Annotated in this window: 17 protein-coding genes; 15 read left to right on the plus strand and 2 right to left on the minus strand. The window is 67.4% G+C overall.

Going from position 1 to position 18,390, the window contains the following annotated elements; genetic code table 11:
- The first annotated feature begins 39 nt into the window (after positions 1–39).
- The 3 genes from DIE11_RS14320 (at position 40) to DIE11_RS14330 (ending at position 3,006) form a co-directional block, all read left to right on the plus strand.
- Positions 40–1,359, plus strand: coding sequence for a C4-dicarboxylate transporter DctA (locus tag DIE11_RS14320; RefSeq protein ID WP_124624817.1), 1,320 nt, complete (start codon positions 40–42; stop codon positions 1,357–1,359).
- Positions 1,360–1,460: 101 nt separating this feature from the next.
- Entirely contained in the window at positions 1,461–2,468 is a 1,008-nt protein-coding gene (alc, locus tag DIE11_RS14325; RefSeq protein ID WP_124624819.1) for an allantoicase, read from the plus strand.
- A 13-nt stretch (positions 2,469–2,481) separates the two neighbouring features.
- Entirely contained in the window at positions 2,482–3,006 is a 525-nt protein-coding gene (locus DIE11_RS14330) for an ureidoglycolate lyase (protein WP_059535280.1), read from the plus strand.
- 196 nt (positions 3,007–3,202) lie between these two features.
- On the opposite strand, the gene fur is transcribed toward DIE11_RS14330, so the two are convergent.
- Positions 3,203–3,631 (minus strand): ferric iron uptake transcriptional regulator, encoded by a 429-nt coding sequence (fur, locus tag DIE11_RS14335; RefSeq protein WP_011350926.1) that lies wholly within the window; start codon positions 3,629–3,631, stop codon positions 3,203–3,205.
- Between the two features lie 142 nt (positions 3,632–3,773).
- Here fur and DIE11_RS14340 point away from each other — a divergent pair, with 142 nt between their 5' ends.
- From DIE11_RS14340 to DIE11_RS14380, 9 genes are all read left to right on the plus strand, one after another.
- Positions 3,774–4,571, plus strand: coding sequence for an outer membrane protein assembly factor BamE (locus tag DIE11_RS14340; protein ID WP_059608228.1), 798 nt, complete (start codon positions 3,774–3,776; stop codon positions 4,569–4,571).
- Between the two features lie 65 nt (positions 4,572–4,636).
- Positions 4,637–5,434, plus strand: coding sequence for a 4-hydroxy-tetrahydrodipicolinate reductase (dapB, locus tag DIE11_RS14345; protein WP_059608229.1), 798 nt, complete (start codon positions 4,637–4,639; stop codon positions 5,432–5,434).
- A 19-nt stretch (positions 5,435–5,453) separates the two neighbouring features.
- Positions 5,454–6,122: a MotA/TolQ/ExbB proton channel family protein gene (locus DIE11_RS14350; RefSeq protein WP_059682572.1), complete on the plus strand. Its 669-nt coding sequence runs from the start codon at positions 5,454–5,456 to the stop codon at positions 6,120–6,122.
- 24 nt (positions 6,123–6,146) lie between these two features.
- On the plus strand, positions 6,147–6,602 hold the full coding sequence (locus DIE11_RS14355) for a biopolymer transporter ExbD (protein ID WP_124624822.1): 456 nt from the start codon (positions 6,147–6,149) through the stop codon (positions 6,600–6,602).
- A 280-nt stretch (positions 6,603–6,882) separates the two neighbouring features.
- Positions 6,883–9,477: a leucine--tRNA ligase gene (gene leuS, locus DIE11_RS14360; RefSeq protein ID WP_124624823.1), complete on the plus strand. Its 2,595-nt coding sequence runs from the start codon at positions 6,883–6,885 to the stop codon at positions 9,475–9,477.
- 38 nt (positions 9,478–9,515) lie between these two features.
- Positions 9,516–10,067, plus strand: a complete 552-nt coding sequence (gene lptE, locus DIE11_RS14365) for an LPS assembly lipoprotein LptE (RefSeq protein ID WP_059608233.1) — start codon at positions 9,516–9,518, stop codon at positions 10,065–10,067.
- Positions 10,068–10,085: 18 nt separating this feature from the next.
- Entirely contained in the window at positions 10,086–11,180 is a 1,095-nt protein-coding gene (gene holA, locus DIE11_RS14370) for a DNA polymerase III subunit delta (RefSeq protein ID WP_059682564.1), read from the plus strand.
- Between the two features lie 137 nt (positions 11,181–11,317).
- Positions 11,318–12,589: a glutamate-5-semialdehyde dehydrogenase gene (locus DIE11_RS14375; RefSeq protein ID WP_124624826.1), complete on the plus strand. Its 1,272-nt coding sequence runs from the start codon at positions 11,318–11,320 to the stop codon at positions 12,587–12,589.
- Positions 12,590–12,606: 17 nt separating this feature from the next.
- On the plus strand, positions 12,607–13,029 hold the full coding sequence (locus DIE11_RS14380) for a CopD family protein (protein ID WP_108064730.1): 423 nt from the start codon (positions 12,607–12,609) through the stop codon (positions 13,027–13,029).
- An 84-nt stretch (positions 13,030–13,113) separates the two neighbouring features.
- Here DIE11_RS14380 and DIE11_RS14385 read toward each other — a convergent pair whose 3' ends face one another.
- Positions 13,114–13,962, minus strand: coding sequence for a MurR/RpiR family transcriptional regulator (locus DIE11_RS14385; protein ID WP_059608236.1), 849 nt, complete (start codon positions 13,960–13,962; stop codon positions 13,114–13,116).
- Positions 13,963–14,255: 293 nt separating this feature from the next.
- On the opposite strand from DIE11_RS14385, the gene edd reads away from it, so the two are divergent.
- The 3 genes from edd to DIE11_RS14410 all read left to right on the plus strand — a co-directional run bounded on the left by edd (position 14,256) and on the right by DIE11_RS14410 (position 18,383).
- Complete coding sequence (gene edd / locus DIE11_RS14395) at positions 14,256–16,112, plus strand: phosphogluconate dehydratase (RefSeq protein WP_124624829.1); 1,857 nt, start codon at positions 14,256–14,258, stop codon at positions 16,110–16,112.
- A gap of 19 nt (positions 16,113–16,131) precedes the next feature.
- Positions 16,132–16,758 carry a bifunctional 4-hydroxy-2-oxoglutarate aldolase/2-dehydro-3-deoxy-phosphogluconate aldolase gene (gene eda, locus DIE11_RS14400; RefSeq protein WP_124624832.1) on the plus strand — a complete coding sequence of 209 codons (627 nt, stop codon included), beginning with the start codon at positions 16,132–16,134 and terminating at the stop codon, positions 16,756–16,758.
- A gap of 263 nt (positions 16,759–17,021) precedes the next feature.
- Positions 17,022–18,383: a GntP family permease gene (locus DIE11_RS14410; RefSeq protein WP_059535304.1), complete on the plus strand. Its 1,362-nt coding sequence runs from the start codon at positions 17,022–17,024 to the stop codon at positions 18,381–18,383.
- The last annotated feature ends 7 nt before the right edge of the window (positions 18,384–18,390 follow it).

The raw sequence follows: 18,390 nt of genomic DNA on the forward strand, positions 1-18,390 counted from the left end.
GAACAGACGAAACTGCAACCGTTGGATCGGGAGAGCGCCGTGTCGAAATTCCTCAATTCGCTGTTTGGCCGGGTAGTCGTCGCATTAATCCTGGGGGTCGCGCTCGGCGCGTTCTTCCCGCATTTCGCCGAGTCGCTGCGACCGCTCGGCGACGGCTTCCTGAAGCTCATCAAGATGGTCATCGGCCCGATCGTGTTCTGCGTCGTGGTCAGCGGGATGGCCAATGCGGGCGACCTGAAGAAGGTCGGCCGGGTCGGCCTGAAGGCGGTCGTCTACTTCGAGGTGATGACGACGATCGCGCTCGGCATCGGACTCGTCCTCGCGTGGCTGACGCGCCCGGGCGTCGGGATGAACATCGACCTGCACTCGCTCGACGCGGCCTCGCTCTCGTCGTACGCGAAGAACGCCGAAAGCCTGAAGGACACGGCCGGCTACCTGATGAAGATCATCCCCGAGACCGCGATCGACGCGTTCGCGAAGGGCGACATCCTGCAGATCCTCGTGTTCGCGGTGCTGTTCGGCTCGGCGCTGTCGCTGCTCGGCGACAAGGCGCAGCGCGTGAACAGCCTGATCGAGGAGCTGTCGCACGTGTTCTTCCGCATCATCGGCTTCATCATCAAGCTTGCGCCGCTCGGCGTGCTCGGCGCGATCGCGTTCACGACCGGCAAGTACGGCGTCGCGTCGCTCAAGCAGCTCGGCTACCTCGTCGCGGTGTTCTACCTGAGCTGCATCGTGTTCGTCACGGTCGTGCTCGGCATCGTGATGCGCATCGCGGGCTTCTCGGTGTTCAAGCTGATCCGCTACCTGCGCGAGGAACTGTCGATCGTGCTCGGCACGGCGTCGTCGGACGCGGTGCTGCCGCAGGTGATGAGCAAGCTCGAATACATGGGCATCAAGGATTCGACGGTCGGCCTGGTGATCCCGACCGGTTATTCGTTCAACCTCGACGGCTTCTCGATCTACCTGACGCTCGCCGTGCTGTTCATCGCGCAGGCCACCAATACGCCGCTGTCCACGCATGACCTGATCGTCGTGCTGCTGGTGTCGCTCGTCACGTCGAAGGGCGCGCACGGGATTCCGGGTTCGGCGATCGTGATCCTCGCGGCGACGCTGTCGGCGATTCCCGCGATTCCGGTGCTCGGCCTCGTGCTGATCCTGCCGGTCGACTGGTTCGTCGGCATCGCCCGCGCGCTGACCAACCTGATCGGCAACTGCGTCGCGACGGTGGTCGTCGCCGTGTGGGAGAACGACATCGACCGGGCCCGCGCGACGCGCGTGCTGAACCGCGAACTGCGCTACGTGGCCGACGAACAGGCGAGCGCCGCACCGGTCGCCGGCGACCAGGCCCACGCGCTCTGAGCGCCCTCGCGCGAAGCGGCTTCCCCGGCCGCTTCGCGCGAACGAATTCCCTGCGGCCGGCGCGACGATGCGCCGGCCCTCATCAAGATAATGGAGACGACATGGCAGCCCCCATCCTCGATCCGAACGCGCCGGCCTTCACGCGGCGCTACATGAACCTCGCCGACCCGCGCCTGGGCGCGCAGGCGCTTTTCGCCAGCGACGAATTCTTCGCGCCGAAGGAGCGCATGCTGAATCCCGAGCCGGCCGTCTTCATTCCCGGCAAGTACGACGACCACGGCAAGTGGATGGACGGCTGGGAAACGCGCCGCAAGCGCACCACCGGCCACGACTTCTGCGTGGTCCGGCTCGCGCGGCCGGGCGTGATTCACGGCGTCGATCTCGATACGAGCCACTTCACCGGCAATTTCCCGCCGGCCGCGTCGATCGAGGCATGCGCAGTGGACGGGGACGCGCCGCCGGACGACGCCGAATGGCGCACGATCGTCCCAGCGACGACGCTGCAGGGCAATTCGCACCACTACGTGAGCGTTGACGATGCGCAGCCGGTCACGCATCTGCGTGTGAACCTGTATCCGGACGGCGGGCTCGCGCGGCTGCGCGTGTACGGCCAGCCGCGCCGCGACTGGCGCCACGTGCCGGCCGGCGAGTTCGTCGATCTCGCGGCGATCGAGAACGGCGGCTACCTGGTGGCCGCGAACAACCAGCACTTCGGCGCGGCCTCGCAGATGCTGATGCCGGGGCGCGGCGCGAACATGGGCGACGGCTGGGAAACGCGGCGCCGCCGCGAGCCCGGCAACGACTGGGCGATCGTCGCGCTGGCGCGGCCGGGCATCATCCGGCGCGTCGAGGTCGATACGGCGTTCTTCAAGGGCAACTTCCCCGACCGCTGTTCGCTGCAGGCCGCGCGGGTCGTGGGTGGCACCGACGATTCGCTCGTCACGCAGTCGATGTTCTGGGCCGAGCTGCTCGGCGAACAGAAGCTGCAGATGGACCACGTGCATACGTTCGACCAGCTCGCGGCACTCGGCCCCGTCACGCACGTGCGTTTCAACATCTTCCCGGACGGCGGCGTGTCGCGCCTGCGTCTGTGGGGCGAGCCGGCTTGAAGGAGGCATCGGCATGAGCGGACCACACATCCTGCGCGTCGAGCGCCTGACCCGCGAGGCGTTCGCGCCGTTCGGCGACGTGATCGCGCTCGAAGGCGCGCGGCACTTCCCGATCAACGGCGGCACGACCGAGCGCTTCCACGATCTCGCGACGATCGACGTCTGCGCGGACGGCGGCCGGCCGCTCGTCAGCGTGTTTCGCGCGCAGCCGCGCGCGCTGCCGGTCGCGATCACGCTGATGGAGCGCCATCCTCACGGCAGCCAGGCGTTCATTCCGCTCGCGGCCGTGTCGCGCTACGCGATCGTCGTCGCGCCGGCCGGCGAGTTCCGGCCCGACGCGATGCGCGCGTTTCTCGCCGAAGGCTGGCAGGGCGTGAACTACGCGAAGGGCGTCTGGCACCATCCGCTGCTTGCGCTCGACGCGGTCAGCGACTTCGTGATCGTCGACCGCGGCGGCCCGCAGCCGAACTGCGACGAGATTCCGCTCGACGACGCGTGGGCGCTCGAGTTCGCGCCGGCGTGCGCGAGCGCGGCCTGACGCGCGGCGAAGGTGGCATCGGGCGTCGAGCATCGCGCACCGTGCGGCGGCGGCATGGCTCGCCGCTCACAATTGGAAACTTTCCCGAACCGGCCCGCGCGCAACGTGCGGGCCTTTTCCATTCCGATCCCGAAAACAACACGGCCCGGGCGGCGAGATGCCGGCCGGGCCGTGGCGCAGGCGTGATGCGTGCGGATCAGTGCTTGCGGTGCGGGCAGTTCTCGGTCGTGCAGGAGCCGTACATCGCGAGCGAGTGTTCCTGGAGCCGGAAGCCGCGCTCCTTCGCGATCGCCTGCTGGCGGCCTTCGATCTCGGCGTCGAAGAATTCCTCGACGCGGCCGCAATCGAGGCAGACGAGGTGATCGTGGTGCGAGCCTTCGTTCAGTTCGAACACGGCCTTGCCGGATTCGAAGTTGCTGCGCGTGAGCAGGCCGGCCTGCTCGAACTGCGTCAGCACGCGATAAACGGTGGCGAGCCCGATGTCGAGCTGCTCGTTGAGCAGATTGCGGTAGACGTCTTCGGCCGTCAGGTGACGCACCGGGCTTTGCTGGAAGATCTCGAGAATCTTGAGGCGCGGTAGGGTGGCCTTTAGCCCGATATTCTTGAGATCCGTCGGATTGGTCATGGCTAGGCATCCCTAGAGTACAATGCAGGGCTTCAATGTTACCGGCTTTTCGCCGTTCCAGAAACACGCGCGGCCCGCGACGCGGGCCTGCACGGTGACGGAAATGTTCCCGGAATCTCTTTCGCACCTTCAGAGGAGTCGCATGCGGAGTGCCATCATCGCTGCCGCCGCCGTTGCCGCGCTGGCTGGTTGTTCGTCGTACGACAGCGTGACGCAGCGCATCGCGCAGAGCATCACGCCCTATCGGATCACTGTCGTGCAGGGCAACTTCGTGTCGCAGGAGAAGGCCGCGCAGCTGCAGGCCGGAATGACGCGCGAGCAGGTCCGCGCGCTGCTCGGCACGCCGCTGCTGTCGGACATGTTTCATGCCGACCGCTGGGATTACCTCTTTTACTTCAAGCGCGGCTCGACGTCGATCGTCCAGCAGCGCGACCTCGTGCTGACGTTCTCGGGCGATCGCCTCGCGAGCTGGACGGGTGCCGAGAACCTGCCTTCCGAACTCGACCTGCTGGCCGATATCGACGGCGATCGCGGCGGCAAGAAGGCGAAGGCCGCGGCCGCGGCGAAGAAGGCGTCCGAAGCCGCTGCTGCCGCGAGCGCCGCGCAGGCGGCCGCGACCGCATCCGCCGAGCCGGTTTCCGGCGTGGCGGTCGACCAGGATGCCAACGCCCAGGCGGCGCGCGCGGCGAACCGCGCGACCAACCAGGTATCGGGGCAGGGCACGACCGCCCGCCGCTTCACGCCGTCCGCGCAGGCTTCGGGCGGCGCGCCGGTGCCGGGCGGCCAGCCGCCGGGCGCCGCGCCGGCGATCCAGCCGCAATTCCAGTTCCATCGCCCGCCGCAGCCGAACGTGTCGAGCGAGGCGTCGCCGCCGGTCGGCCCGCGGGGTTCGGACAACCTGCAGAACCAGCCGCTCACCGCGCCGGCCCAGTCGCAGTAAGCGGCCGGCGAGCGGAAACAGGGCGGCATGCGCCGCCCGCCTTTAGACCTGTCGTGTAGAAAGCCATGAAGATTGCGATTGCCGGTGCATCGGGCCGTATGGGCCGGATGCTGATCGAAGCCGTTCTCAACGATTCCGACGCGCAGCTCGTCGGCGCGCTCGACCGCGCCGATTCGCCGTTCCTCGGTCAGGACGCGGGCGCGTTCCTCGGCAAGGAAACCGGGATCAAGCTGACCGACGACCTCGACGCCGTATTCGCGCAGGCCGACTACCTGATCGACTTCACGCGGCCGGAAGGCACGATCGCGCACGTCGCGGCCGCGCTGCGCCACGACGTGAAGCTCGTGATCGGCACGACCGGCTTCACCGCCGAGCAGAAGGCCGAGCTGCAGGCCGCGGCAGGCAAGATCGGCATCGTGTTCGCGGCGAACATGAGCGTCGGCGTGAACGTCACGCTGAAGCTGCTCGAATTCGCGGCAAAGCATTTCTCGCACGGCTACGACATCGAGATCATCGAGGCGCACCACCGTCACAAGGTCGACGCGCCGTCGGGCACCGCGCTGATGATGGGCGAGGCCGTTGCCGGCGCGCTCGGGCGCTCGCTCGACGAATGCGCGGTGTATGGCCGCCAGGGCGTGACGGGCGAACGCGATCCGTCGACGATCGGCTTTGCGGCCGTGCGCGGCGGCGACATCGTCGGCGATCACACCGTGCTGTTCGCCGGGATCGGCGAACGGATCGAGATCACGCACAAGTCGTCGAGCCGCGTATCGTACGCGCAGGGCGCGCTGCGTGCGGTCCGCTTCCTGTCGGCGCGCGGCGCCGGCCTGTTCGACATGCAGGACGTGCTCGGCCTGCGCTGACCCTCACGGGGAAACTCCGATGGCGATTCCCACCGGCGTTGTCCACTACCTCGAAAGCGGCGATGCGATCACGCACGCCGTCGCCTACGTGCTGCTGGCGATGTCCGTCGCCAGCTGGTGCTTCCTCCTCATGAAAGCCTGGCTGCTGGTCCGCGCGAAGCGCCAGGGGCCGCGGGCGCTCGCCTCGTTCTGGCGCGCGGCGTCGCTCGACGCGGGCATCGCTGCGCTCGCCGGTGCCGATCGCGAGCGCGTGTTCGTACCGCTCGCCGAAGCGGCGCGCGATGCGGCCGACGAACATGATCCGGCCGCGCTCGCCGCGCGTGTCGAGCGCAGCGAACGCGTGCTGCGCGCGCTGCGTCACGCGATGCTGCGCTCGCAGCGCCGTCTCGAATTCGGTCAGGTGCTGCTCGCGTCGATCGGCAGCACCGCGCCGTTCGTCGGCCTGCTCGGCACCGTATGGGGCATCTATCACGCGCTCGGCAGCATCGCCGCGAGCGGGCAGGCGCAGATCGAGAACGTCGCGGGGCCGGTCGGCGAGGCGCTGATCATGACCGCGTTCGGGCTGGTCGTCGCGATCCCCGCAGTGCTCGCCTACAACATTCTCGGGCGGCTCGTGCGCCAGCTCGCCGAGGAACTCGACGGCTTCGCGCGCGACCTGCACGTGTTCGTGTGCGCGCAGGAAGCCTGACGCGCGTATTCCGGAGGAGCGACCATGGCATTCGGCGGACTGGAGCACCACAAGACGTCCGCGCCGATGGCGGAGATCAACATGACGCCGCTGATCGACGTGATGCTCGTGCTGCTCGTCATCTTCATCATCACCGCGCCGCTGATGACGCACGCGATCCGGCTCGACCTGCCGAAGGTCGCGGCCAGCGTCGCGCGCGACACGCCGCAGTCGGTCACGCTGTCGATCGACGACGCCGGCAAACTCTACTGGGACGACGCGCCCGTCGCACTCGACGCGCTGCCGGCGCGCTTCCGGGCCGCCGCCGCGGGCGCCGCGCCGCCCGAGCTGCGGCTGCGCGCATCGCGCGCGACCCGCTACGAGGTGATCGCGCAGGTGATGGGCGCCGCGCAGGCCGCGGGCCTCACGCGGATCGGCTTCGTCACCGACGTGCCGCCGACGGGTGCCGTCGCACCGGCGGCCACGGGCGCGGCACGCTGACGCGCAGCCCGCCCGCGCGCCGGGGGCGGGCAAGAATGCATGGCCGGCCCGCGAGACCGGCCGTCCCGCCCGCCACGGACGGTATAATCGTCGTTTCCGCCCGGTTGGCAGGGTTTCGCCGGGTAACCTGGAGACCCTCCGGGTTACCCGGCGAATATCCGGAACCATGAGGCAGGCCCGAGAACCGTGAGCCTGCTCCCGCCGCCGGGCTGCCCGATTTCGTCCACTTCCGCGTGCCCGCCTCGTGGCGCGCCGCTTAAAGCCTAGTCCGAACCACACCATGCACGAGAGATACGTACCCGCCGACGTCGAAGCCGCCGCCCAGGGCGACTGGCGCGCAGCCGATGCCTACAAGACGAAGGAAGATTCGCAGAAGCCGAAGTTCTACTGCGTGTCGATGCTGCCGTACCCGTCCGGCAAGCTGCACATGGGTCACGTGCGCAACTACACGATCAACGACGTGATGTACCGCTATCTGCGGATGAACGGCTACAACACGCTGATGCCGATGGGCTGGGATGCGTTCGGGATGCCGGCCGAGAACGCCGCGATGGCGAACGGCGTGCCGCCCGCGAAGTGGACCTACGACAACATCGACTACATGAAGGGCCAGATGCAGTCGATGGGCCTCGCGATCGACTGGTCGCGCGAGATCGCGACGTGCAAGCCCGACTACTACAAATGGAACCAGTGGCTGTTCCTCAAGATGCTCGAGAAGGGCATCGCGTACAAGAAGACGGGCACCGTGAACTGGGACCCGGTCGACCAGACCGTGCTCGCGAACGAGCAGGTGATCGACGGCCGCGGCTGGCGCTCGGGCGCGCTCGTCGAAAAGCGCGAGATCCCGATGTACTACCTGCGGATCACGCAGTACGCGGATGAGCTGCTGAACGATCTCGACGGCCTCGGCTGGCCAGAGCGCGTGAAGATCATGCAGCAGAACTGGATCGGCAAGAGCTTCGGCGTGAACTTCGGCTTCCCGTACGAACTCGACGGCGAGAAGAAGCTGCTGCGCGTGTTCACGACGCGTGCCGACACGATCATGGGCGTCACGTTCTGCGCGGTCGCGGCCGAGCATCCGCTCGCCACGCGCCTTGCGCAGGGCAAGCCGGAACTGCAGGCGTTCATCGACGAATGCAAGCGCGGCGGCGTCGCCGAGGCCGACGTCGCGACGATGGAGAAGAAGGGCGTCGCGACGGGCTTCTCGGTCACGCATCCGCTGACGGGCGAACCCGTCGAGGTGTGGATCGGCAACTACGTGCTGATGAGCTACGGCGAAGGCGCGGTGATGGGCGTGCCGGCACACGACGAGCGCGACTTCGCGTTCGCGAAGAAATACGACCTGCCGATCAAGCAGGTGATCGCGGCCGAAGGCCAGACGTACTCGCTCGACGCTTGGCAGGAGTGGTACGGCGACAAGGAAGTCGCGGTCTGCGTCAACAGCGGCAAGTACGACGGCCTGGCATATGGCGCGGCGGTCGATGCGATCGCGGCCGACCTGAAGGCCGGCGGCTTCGGCGACAAGCAGGTCACGTGGCGCCTGCGCGACTGGGGCGTGTCGCGCCAGCGCTACTGGGGCACGCCGATCCCGATCATCCATTGCCCGTCGTGCGGCGACGTGCCGGTGCCGGAGCAGGACCTGCCGGTCGTACTGCCGGAAGACCTCGTGCCGGACGGCTCGGGCAACCCGCTCGCGAAGTCGGAGGCGTTCCTGAACTGCACGTGCCCGAAGTGCGGCGCGGCCGCGAAGCGCGAAACCGACACGATGGACACGTTCGTCGATTCGTCGTGGTACTTCTCGCGCTACACGGCGCCGGACGCCGAGACGATGGTCGACGCGCGCACCGATTACTGGATGCCGATGGATCAGTACATCGGCGGCATCGAGCATGCGATCCTGCACCTGCTGTATTCGCGCTTCTGGACCAAGGTGATGCGCGACCTCGGCCTCGTGAAGTTCGGCGAGCCGGCGAAGAACCTGCTGACGCAGGGCATGGTGCTGAACGAGACGTTCTACCGCGAAGACGCGGCGGGCAAGAAGACCTGGTACAACCCGGCCGACGTGACGGTCACGCACGACGACAAGGGCCGCCCGGTCGGCGCGACGCTGAACACCGACGGCCAGCCGGTCGTGCTCGGCGGCATCGAGAAGATGTCGAAGTCGAAGAACAACGGCGTCGATCCGCAGGTGCTGATCGACCAGTACGGTGCCGATACCGCGCGCCTGTTCACGATGTTCGCCGCACCGCCAGAGCAGCAGCTCGAGTGGTCGGGCGCGGGCGTCGAGGGCGCGAGCCGCTTCCTGCGCCGAGTGTGGAGCTTCGGCGCGACGAATCGTGAAGCGCTCGCCGCGCGTGCGGGCTTCGACGCGGCCGCGCTCGGCGACGCCGACAAGGCACTGCGCCGCGAGATCTACAGCGTGCTGAAGCAGGCTGATTTCGACTACCAGCGTCTGCAATACAACACGGTCGTGTCGGCCGCGATGAAGATGCTGAACGCGATCGACGGCGCGAAGGGCGCGACGCCCGGCGTGCTGCGCGAAACGTACGGCGTGCTGCTGCGCGTGCTGTATCCGGTCGTGCCGCACGTCACGTTCGAGCTGTGGAAGGCGCTCGGCTACGCGGACGAATTCGGCCCGCTGCTCGATGCACCGTGGCCGAAGGTCGACGAGGCCGCGCTCGAGCAGGCCGAGATCGAACTCGTGCTACAGGTGAACGGCAAGGTGCGCGGCGCGCTGAAGGTCGCGAAGGACGCGAGCCGCGAGGCGATCGAAGCAGCGGCGGTGGCTGACGACGCGTTCGCGAAGTTCAGCGACGGCAAGCCGGCGAAGAAGATCGTCGTCGTGCCGGGCCGCCTCGTGAACATCGTCGTCTGACGGCCGCCGGCCGTCTGACGTACCCAGAAGGAGCGAAGGTGATCCGCAGATCGTTTTTGATGCTCGTCGGCAGCGCGGTCGCGCTGTCGGCATGCGGCTTCCAGCTGCGCGGCCAGCAGGACTATGCGTTCAAGCACCTGCTGGTGGCCGGCGCGCCCGCGCCCGTCGAGGCGCGGCTGACGCGTCTCGTCGAGGCCGGCAGCGACACGAAGATCGTCAAGTCGGCGGACGACGCCGACGCCGTGCTGCGCATGTGGGAGTCGCGCGGGCAGAACACGCTGACGCTCAACAAGTATGGGTCGGCGCAGGAATACGCGCTGTTCTATACGCTGAACTACACGCTGACGAGCAAGGACGGCACCGTGCTGATCCCGCCGAGCGCGATCGCGCTGAACCGCGCGATGACGTACAGCGACCAGTACACGAACGCGAAGGCGCAGGAAGCCGACATCCTGTACGCGGACATGCAGAACGACGCGGTCGACCAGCTGATGCGGCGTCTCGCGATCGTCCACTCGCTGACGCCGGCGCCGGAGGACGTGGTGCCGGGCGTCGCGCCGGGCGCGCCCCTGCCGCCACCGCCGCTCTGATCGACGGCGCACGCACCGATGCAATTGCGACTTGATGCGCTGGAGCCGCACCTCGCGAAGGGGTTGGCCGGACTCTACACCGTCTACGGCGACGAGCCGCTGCTCGCGCAGGAAGCGTGCGACCGCATTCGTGCGGCTGCGCGCGCGGCCGGCTTCACCGAACGTTCGGTGCACACGGTCGAGCGCGGCTTCGACTGGAGCGTGCTGCTCGGCGCGACCCAGGCGATGTCGCTGTTCGGCGAGCGTCAGCTGATCGAGTTGCGCATTCCGTCGGGCAAGCCCGGCAAGGAAGGCGCCGACGCGCTGAAGACGCTCGCGGCCACGCCCAATCCCGACGCGCTGATGCTCGTCACGTTGCCGCGTCTCGATGCGGCCACGCAGAAATCCGCGTGGTTTACCGCGCTGCAGAACGGCGGCGTCGCGCTGAAGATCGATCCGGTCGACCGCGCGCAACTGCCGAACTGGATCGGCCAGCGTCTGTCGATGCAGGGCCAGCGCGTCGCGGCCGGCGACGATGGCCGGCGCGCGCTGCAGTTCATCGCGGAGCGCGTCGAGGGCAACCTGCTCGCCGCGCACCAGGAAATCCAGAAGCTTGGGCTGCTCTATCCGCAGGGCGTGCTGTCGTTCGAGCAGGTGCACGACGCGGTGTTGAACGTCGCGCGCTACGACGTCTTCAAGCTGAATGAGGCGATGCTCGCGGGCGACGCAGCACGGCTCGCGCGGATGATCGACGGGTTGAAGGGCGAGGGCGAGGCGATCGTGCTCGTGATGTGGGCCGTCGTCGAGGAATTGCGCACGCTGTTGCGGATCAAGCGCGGGGCGACGGCCGGCAAGCCGCTCGCCACGCTGCTGCGCGAGAACCGCGTATGGGGGCCGCGCGAACGGCTGATCGGCCCCGCGCTGAACCGCGTGTCGGAAGCGGTTCTCGAGAAGGCGCTCGCGTTCGCCGCGAAGCTCGACCGGCAGGTGAAGGGGCTGTCGGCCGTCGCACCGGGCCGCCGCACGCAGGACGATCCACCGCCCGATCCGTGGGACGGCCTGTTCCAGCTCGCGATGACGGTAGCGGGCGCGCGCGGCGAGCGACCGCCGACCGCGGGTCGCGTGCGTCGTTAAGCCCCGTCCGGGCCTTCAGCGCACGCATCGCAACCCGCTTACAATGTTCCGATAGCTGGCGCGGCCCGCTTGCCGCCGCGCTCCACGCTTCCCACGAATTCACGCCGCGCCAAGCGGCTCGCTTTTCGAGTCACACGATGGATATCGACCAGTACATGACGGACCTGGGCCGCCGTGCCCGGCACGCTTCCCGCGCGATGGCGCGCGCCAGCACGGCCGCGAAGAACGCGGCGCTCGACGCCGTGGCCCGCGCGATCGAGCGCGACGCGCAGGCGCTGAAGGATGCGAATGCACGCGACGTCGCCCGTGCCCGTGAAAAGGGGCTCGATGCCGCGTTCATCGACCGCCTGACGCTGTCGGACAAGGCGCTGAAGACGATGGTCGAAGGCCTGCGCCAGGTTGCGTCGCTGGCCGATCCGATCGGCGAGATCGGCAATCTCAAGTACCGCCCGAGCGGGATCCAGGTCGGCCAGATGCGCGTGCCGCTCGGCGTGATCGGCATCATCTACGAGTCGCGCCCGAACGTGACGATTGACGCGGCCGCGCTGTGCCTGAAGTCGGGTAACGCGACGATCCTGCGCGGCGGCTCCGAGGCGCTCGAATCGAACGCGGCGCTCGCGAAGCTGATCGGCGAAGGGCTCGAGGCGGCCGGCCTGCCGCAGGATGCCGTGCAGGTCGTCGCGACAGCCGATCGCGCGGCGGTCGGCAAGCTGATCACGATGACCGAATACGTCGACGTGATCGTGCCGCGCGGCGGCAAGAGCCTGATCGAGCGCCTGATCAACGAGGCACGTGTGCCGATGATCAAGCACCTCGATGGTATCTGCCACGTGTACGTCGACGATCGTGCCGATCTCGCCAAGGCGCTGACGGTGTGCGACAACGCGAAGACGCACCGCTACGGCACCTGCAACACGATGGAAACGTTGCTCGTTTCGAGCGGCATCGCGGCGACGCTGTTGCCGCCGCTCGGCAAGCTGTATCGCGACAAGCAGGTCGAGCTGCGCGTCGATCCGGCCGCGCGCGCGGTGCTCGCCGAGGCGGGCATCGGGCCGCTCGTCGACGCCACCGACGAAGACTGGCACACCGAATATCTCGCGCCGGTGCTCGCGATCAAGGTCGTCGACGGCCTCGACGCGGCGATCGAGCACATCAACCATTACGGCTCGCACCACACCGATGCGATCGTCACCGAGGATCACGACCGCGCGATGCGCTTCCTGCGCGAAGTCGACTCGGCCAGCGTGATGGTCAATGCGTCGACGCGCTTCGCGGACGGCTTCGAATTCGGCCTCGGCGCGGAAATCGGCATCTCGAACGACAAGCTGCACGCACGCGGTCCCGTGGGTCTGGAAGGGCTCACGTCGCTGAAGTACGTCGTGCTCGGGCACGGCGAAGGCCGTCAGTAACGCGAGGCGCACAACCGATGGCAATGCTCTGGGTCAAGACGTTCCACATCGTTCTGATCGCCGCGTGGTTCGCGGGGTTGTTCTACCTGCCGCGCATCTATGTGAACCTGGCCATGGAGACCGATCCGGCCGCGGTGCGGCGCCTGCTGCTGATGGCGCGCAAGCTGTTCCGCTTCATGACGATGATCGCCGTGCCGGCGCTCGCGTGCGGGCTGTGGCTCTGGCTCGTGATCGGCATCGGCCAGGGGCAGGGCTGGATCCACGCGAAGGTGACGGTGGTGCTGCTGCTCGTCATCTACCACGCGTATTGCGGACACCTGCTGCGGGTGTTCGAGCGCGGAGAGAACAAGCGCACCGACAAGTGGTATCGCGTGTTCAACGAGCTGCCGGTGCTCGGCATGCTCGTGGCGGTCGCGCTGGTCGTGATCAAGCCGTTCTGAACTTTCCGGCGGCCGCATGCCGGCAGTCGATCGACGCGCAACGGCGCCCCTCGGGGCGCCGTTTTCATTTGCGCGTCGTATGCGTCATTCCTTCGTCGGGTCGTCGATCCGGCGGCGCGTGATCGCTTCCTTCGCGCGGCCGACGCGCTCCATGAGCGCGGGCCCGCGCGACAGCGCAACGCCGACCGCGAGGATGTCGCCGATCGCGAGATGCGACATCCGCGACGTCATCGGCGAGAACACGTCGGTTTCCTCGGCCACGTTCGACGCGAGGCTCACTGTCGCGAGCTTCGCGAGCGGCGAGTGGCTCTGCGTGATCGCGACGACCTTCGCGCCGCACGCGAGCGCTGAGCGCGCGGCATCGACGATATCGCGCGTGCGGCCGGTATTCGAGATCGCGACGACGACGTCGTGCGGCCCGAGCAGCGCCGACGACATCGAGAACGTGTGCGGGTCCGAATACGCGACGCTCGGCACGCCGAGCCGAAAGAACTTGTGCTGGATGTCCTGCGCGGCGATGCCCGAGCCGCCGGCGCCGTAGAACTCGATGCGCGACGCGTTCGACAGCAGGGCGATCGCGTCGGCGACGCTGCCGGCCGACAGGCTGTTGCGCACTTCGATCAGCGCGCCGATCGTGCGGTCGAACACCTTGCCGATGATGCCGGGCGCGGGCTCGTCGGGCTCGACGTCACGATAGACCGACGACACGCCCGGCGCGACGCTCTGCGCGAGCCGGATCTTGAATTCGCGAAAGCCGCTGCAGCCGAGCGCCTGGCAGAAGCGCGCGATGGTCGGCTGGCTGACGCCCGCGCGGGTCGACAGCTCGGTCATTGCGAGGTCGAGCACCTCGCGCGGCGCGGCGAGAATGTAGTCGGCGAGCTTGCGCTCGGACGGGCGCAGGTCGGCGCGGATCGCTTCAATGCGAGGCAGCATGGGACGGCGAATGAAAATCGGGTTCGGATGAGCGAGTGTATCGCAATCGAATTGTAGAAAATCTACATGAAAATGCTAGCTCCATTGTCAGCGATTTCCTGGGCGACAAATGCTCATGATTAGGGTTTTCACTAGGTAAAGCCTTGCTGGTGGCGGGAATGAGGGTTGCGCGCATGTCGATCTGCATTGCATGCTTGTAGTTTTTCTACTAGACTGGCTTCGTTCGTTCGACGCACTCGACCGTCCCCACGATTCCAACCGCCGGTGTCGTCCGGCATACAGGAGCGCCCAGCATGACGTCGCTGCACCCCACCCTGGCGAAAGTCACCGAACGCGTGATCGCCCGCAGCCAATCGACCCGTTCCGCCTATCTGCAGCGCATCGACGGCGCGCAAGGCAAGTTCCCGGCGCGTGGCGCATTGTCGTGCGCGAACCTCGCGCACGGCTTCGCGGGTCTCGAAGGCAGCGACAAGTTCCAGATCAAGGCGATCCGCGAGCCGAACATCGGCATCGTGTCCTCGTACAACGAGATGCTGTCCGCGCACGCGCCGTACAAGGACTTCCCTGACATCATCAAGGTCGCCGCACGCGAGAACGGCGGCGTCGCGCAGTTCGCGGGCGGCGTGCCCGCGATGTGCGACGGCGTTACGCAAGGCAATCCGGGGATGGAGCTGTCGCTGTTCTCGCGCGAGGCGATCGCGATGGGCACGGCGATCGCGCTCACGCACAACATGTTCGACGCGGCGCTCTGCCTCGGCATCTGCGACAAGATCGTGCCGGGCCTGCTGATCGGCGCGCTCCAGTTCGGCCACCTGCCGACCATCTTCGTGCCGGCCGGCCCGATGACGAGCGGCCTGTCGAACGACGACAAGGCGAAGATCCGCCAGCAATTCGCGACCGGCCAGGTCGGCCGCGACGCGCTGCTCGAAGCGGAATCGGCCGCGTATCACGGCCACGGCACCTGCACGTTCTACGGCACCGCGAACAGCAACCAGATGCTGATGGAGCTGATGGGCCTGCACCTGCCGGGTTCGGCGTTCGTTCATCCGCACACGCCGCTGCGTACCGCACTGACCGCCGAAGCCGCGCGCCGCGTGCTCGACCTGACGGTCGAGCGCGGCCAGTACACGCCGATCGGCCATGTGATCGACGAGAAGGCGATCGTCAACGGGATCGTCGCGCTGCTCGCGACGGGCGGCTCGACCAACCACACGCTGCACCTCGTCGCGATCGCGCGCGCGGCCGGCATCCTGATCGACTGGAACGATTTCGACGAGTTGTCGGCGGTCGTGCCGCTGCTCGCGAAGATCTACCCGAACGGCAAGGCCGACGTGAACCATTTCCACGCGGCGGGCGGCGTCGCGTTCCTGGTGCGCAACCTGCTCGAAGGCGGGCTGCTGCACGAAGACGTGACGACCGTCGCAGGCAAGGGCCTGTCGCATTACACGAAGGAGCCGAAGCTGATCGACGGCAAGCTGACGTGGGTCGACGGCACGGCCGAGAGCCACGACACCAAGGTGCTGCGCGGCATTCGCGACCCGTTCCAGCCGGACGGCGGCCTGCGCCTGATGCAGGGCCGGCTCGGCCGCGGCGTGATCAAGATTTCGGCGGTCGCGCCCGAGCACCGCAAGGTGACCGCACCCGCGATCGTATTCGATTCGCAGGAAGCCGTGCAGGAGGCCTTCGATCGCGGCGAGCTGAAGCGCGATTTCGTCGCGGTCGTGCGCTTCCAGGGCGCGCGCGCCAACGGGATGCCCGAGTTGCACCGTTTGACGCCGCTGCTCGGCGTGCTGCAGGATCAGGGCTTCCACGTCGCGCTCGTGACCGACGGCCGCATGTCCGGTGCGTCGGGCAAGGTGCCGGCCGTGATCCACGTGTCGCCGGAAGCGCTGCTGGCCGGCCCGCTCGGCAAGGTCAAGACGGGCGACACGCTCGTGATCGACGCGGAAGCCGGCATCCTCGACATCGAGGTCGACGACGCCGAGTGGCAGGCGCGCCCGGTCGCGCAGCCGCTGCACCAGGCCGAGAACGAGGTCGGTTTCGGGCGCGAACTGTTCGGCGTGTTCCGCGCGGCGGCAGCGCCGGCCGAGCAGGGCGCATCGGTTTTCGGGGCGCTGGTCGGCGAAGCGGCCGTCCGCGTCTCTGCATGAATTTCAAGGAGCGAATTTGATGAAGACGATTGCTGAAATCGTGAAGCTGGGCCCGGTGATTCCGGTGCTCGCATTCGACTCGGTCGAGCAGGGCGAACACGTGTCGCGCGCGTTGCACGCGGGCGGTGTCAAGGTGCTCGAGATCACGCTGCGTACGCCGGCGGGCCTGGAGGCGATCCAGCGCGCGAGCCAGCTCGCGGACGACATCGTCGTCGGCGTCGGCACGATCACGAAGCCCGAGCACTGCGCGCAGGCGAAGAAGGCCGGCGCGAAGTTCGGCGTGTCGCCGGGCCTGACGAAGGACCTGCATCTCGCGTCGCTCGACGCCGGCCTGCCGCTGCTGCCGGGCGTGATGACGCCGAGCGACATCATTCAGGCGCTCGAATTCGGCTACGAGATCGTCAAGTTCTTCCCCGCGCAGCAGGCCGGCGGCGTGCCGATGCTGCAGGCGTTCCACGGCCCGTTCCCGGCGCTGAAGTTCTGCCCGACGGGCGGCATCACGGTCGATACCGCGCCGAATTTCCTGAAGCTGCCGAACGTCGTGTGCGTCGGCGGGTCGTGGCTCACGCCGAAGGCCGCGCTCGCCGCGCAGGACTGGGCCGAGGTCACGCGTCTTGCGCAAGCCGCGAGCCAGCTTCACCGTTAATACTTGTACGAAATGATAAGGGCCTGTTCGCGCCAGTAACGGGGCTTGCGAACGTCACGCCCTTGACCCTCGGCAAACAAGCGCTTAATGCTTGTTTTACCGAGGGTTTTTGCTGATGGAACCGGTTCTATCCGTGGGCCGTAAAGATAAGTAAAATTCAGCGTCCTCACGGGGTGGGTGCCCCCCGTGTTTCGGAGACCTGCATAGCCGGGCATACTCGCAACAGCTCGCCCGGTTTCGAACAATTCAAGGAGGAGTGCCACATGGGGGCTGTCCAAGGCAGCATGCTGCTCGTATTCACGCTGATCGCGATTGCCGCGCTGATCCTGATGATCGCGCGCTACAAGATCTACCCGTTCCTGGTGCTGATCATCGTTTCGCTGGGCCTGGGTCTCGTCGTCGGCATGCCGATGGACAAGATCGTCAAGTCGTTCGAAACGGGCACGGGCGGCACGCTCGGCCACATCGCGATCGTCGTCGGCCTCGGCACGATGCTCGGCAAGATGATGGCCGAATCGGGCGGCGCCGAACGGATCGCGACCACGCTGATCGACTGGTTCGGTGAAAAGAACATCCACTGGGCGATGATGTTCGTCGCGATCATCGTCGGCTTGCCGGTGTTCTTCGAAGTCGGCTTCGTGCTGCTGATCCCGATCGCGTTCAACGTCGCGAAGCGCACCGGCAAATCGCTGCTCGTCGTCGGTCTGCCGATGGTGGCCGGCCTGTCCGTCGTGCACGGGCTGATTCCGCCGCACCCGGCCGCGCTGCTGGCCGTTCAGCAATACGGCGCCGATATCGGCAAGACGATCGCGTTCGGCCTGATCGTCGGCGTGCCGACCGCGATCATCGCCGGTCCGCTGTTCGCGCTGATGATCTCGAAGTTCGTGAAGCTGCCGGAAAACAACCCGCTCGCAGCGCAGTTCGTCGATACGCACACGGACGGTCGCAAGCGCGAGCTGCCGAGTTTCGGCATCACGCTGTTCACGATCCTGCTGCCCGTCGTGCTGATGCTCGTCGGCAGCTGGGCCGACCTGGTGTTCGCACCGAAGTCGCTGCCGAACAACCTGCTGCGCTTTGCCGGCAACTCCGACGTCGCGCTGCTGATCGCCGTGCTGGTGAGCTTCTTCACGTTCGGCAAGCTGCAGGGCTTCAACCGCGACCAGATCCAGAAGTTCTGCGGCGAGTGCCTGGCGCCGATCGCCGGCATCACGCTGATCGTCGGTGCGGGCGGCGGCTTCGGCGGCGTCCTGCGCGACAGCGGGATCTCGCAGCAGATCGTCGAGACCGCGAAGCACGCGCACCTGTCGCCGCTGCTGCTCGGCTGGTTCGTCGCGGCGCTGATGCGTCTGGCAACGGGTTCGGCGACGGTCGCGATGACGACGGCCTGCGGCATCGTCGCGCCGATCGCGGCGGCGTCGGGCGCGGCGGTTCGTCCGGAGCTGCTCGTGCTCGCGACGGGCTCGGGCTCGCTGATCTTCTCGCATGTGAACGACGGCGGCTTCTGGCTGATCAAGGAATATTTCGGGATGACGGTCGGCCAGACGTTCAAGACCTGGTCGCTGCTTGAAACCATCATCTCGGTGCTGGGTCTGAGCTTTACGCTGCTGCTGAGCGTGGTTTTGTAACAAGGGG

The organism is Burkholderia sp. Bp9012, assembly GCF_003853825.1.
GTDB lineage: Bacteria > Pseudomonadota > Gammaproteobacteria > Burkholderiales > Burkholderiaceae > Burkholderia > Burkholderia diffusa.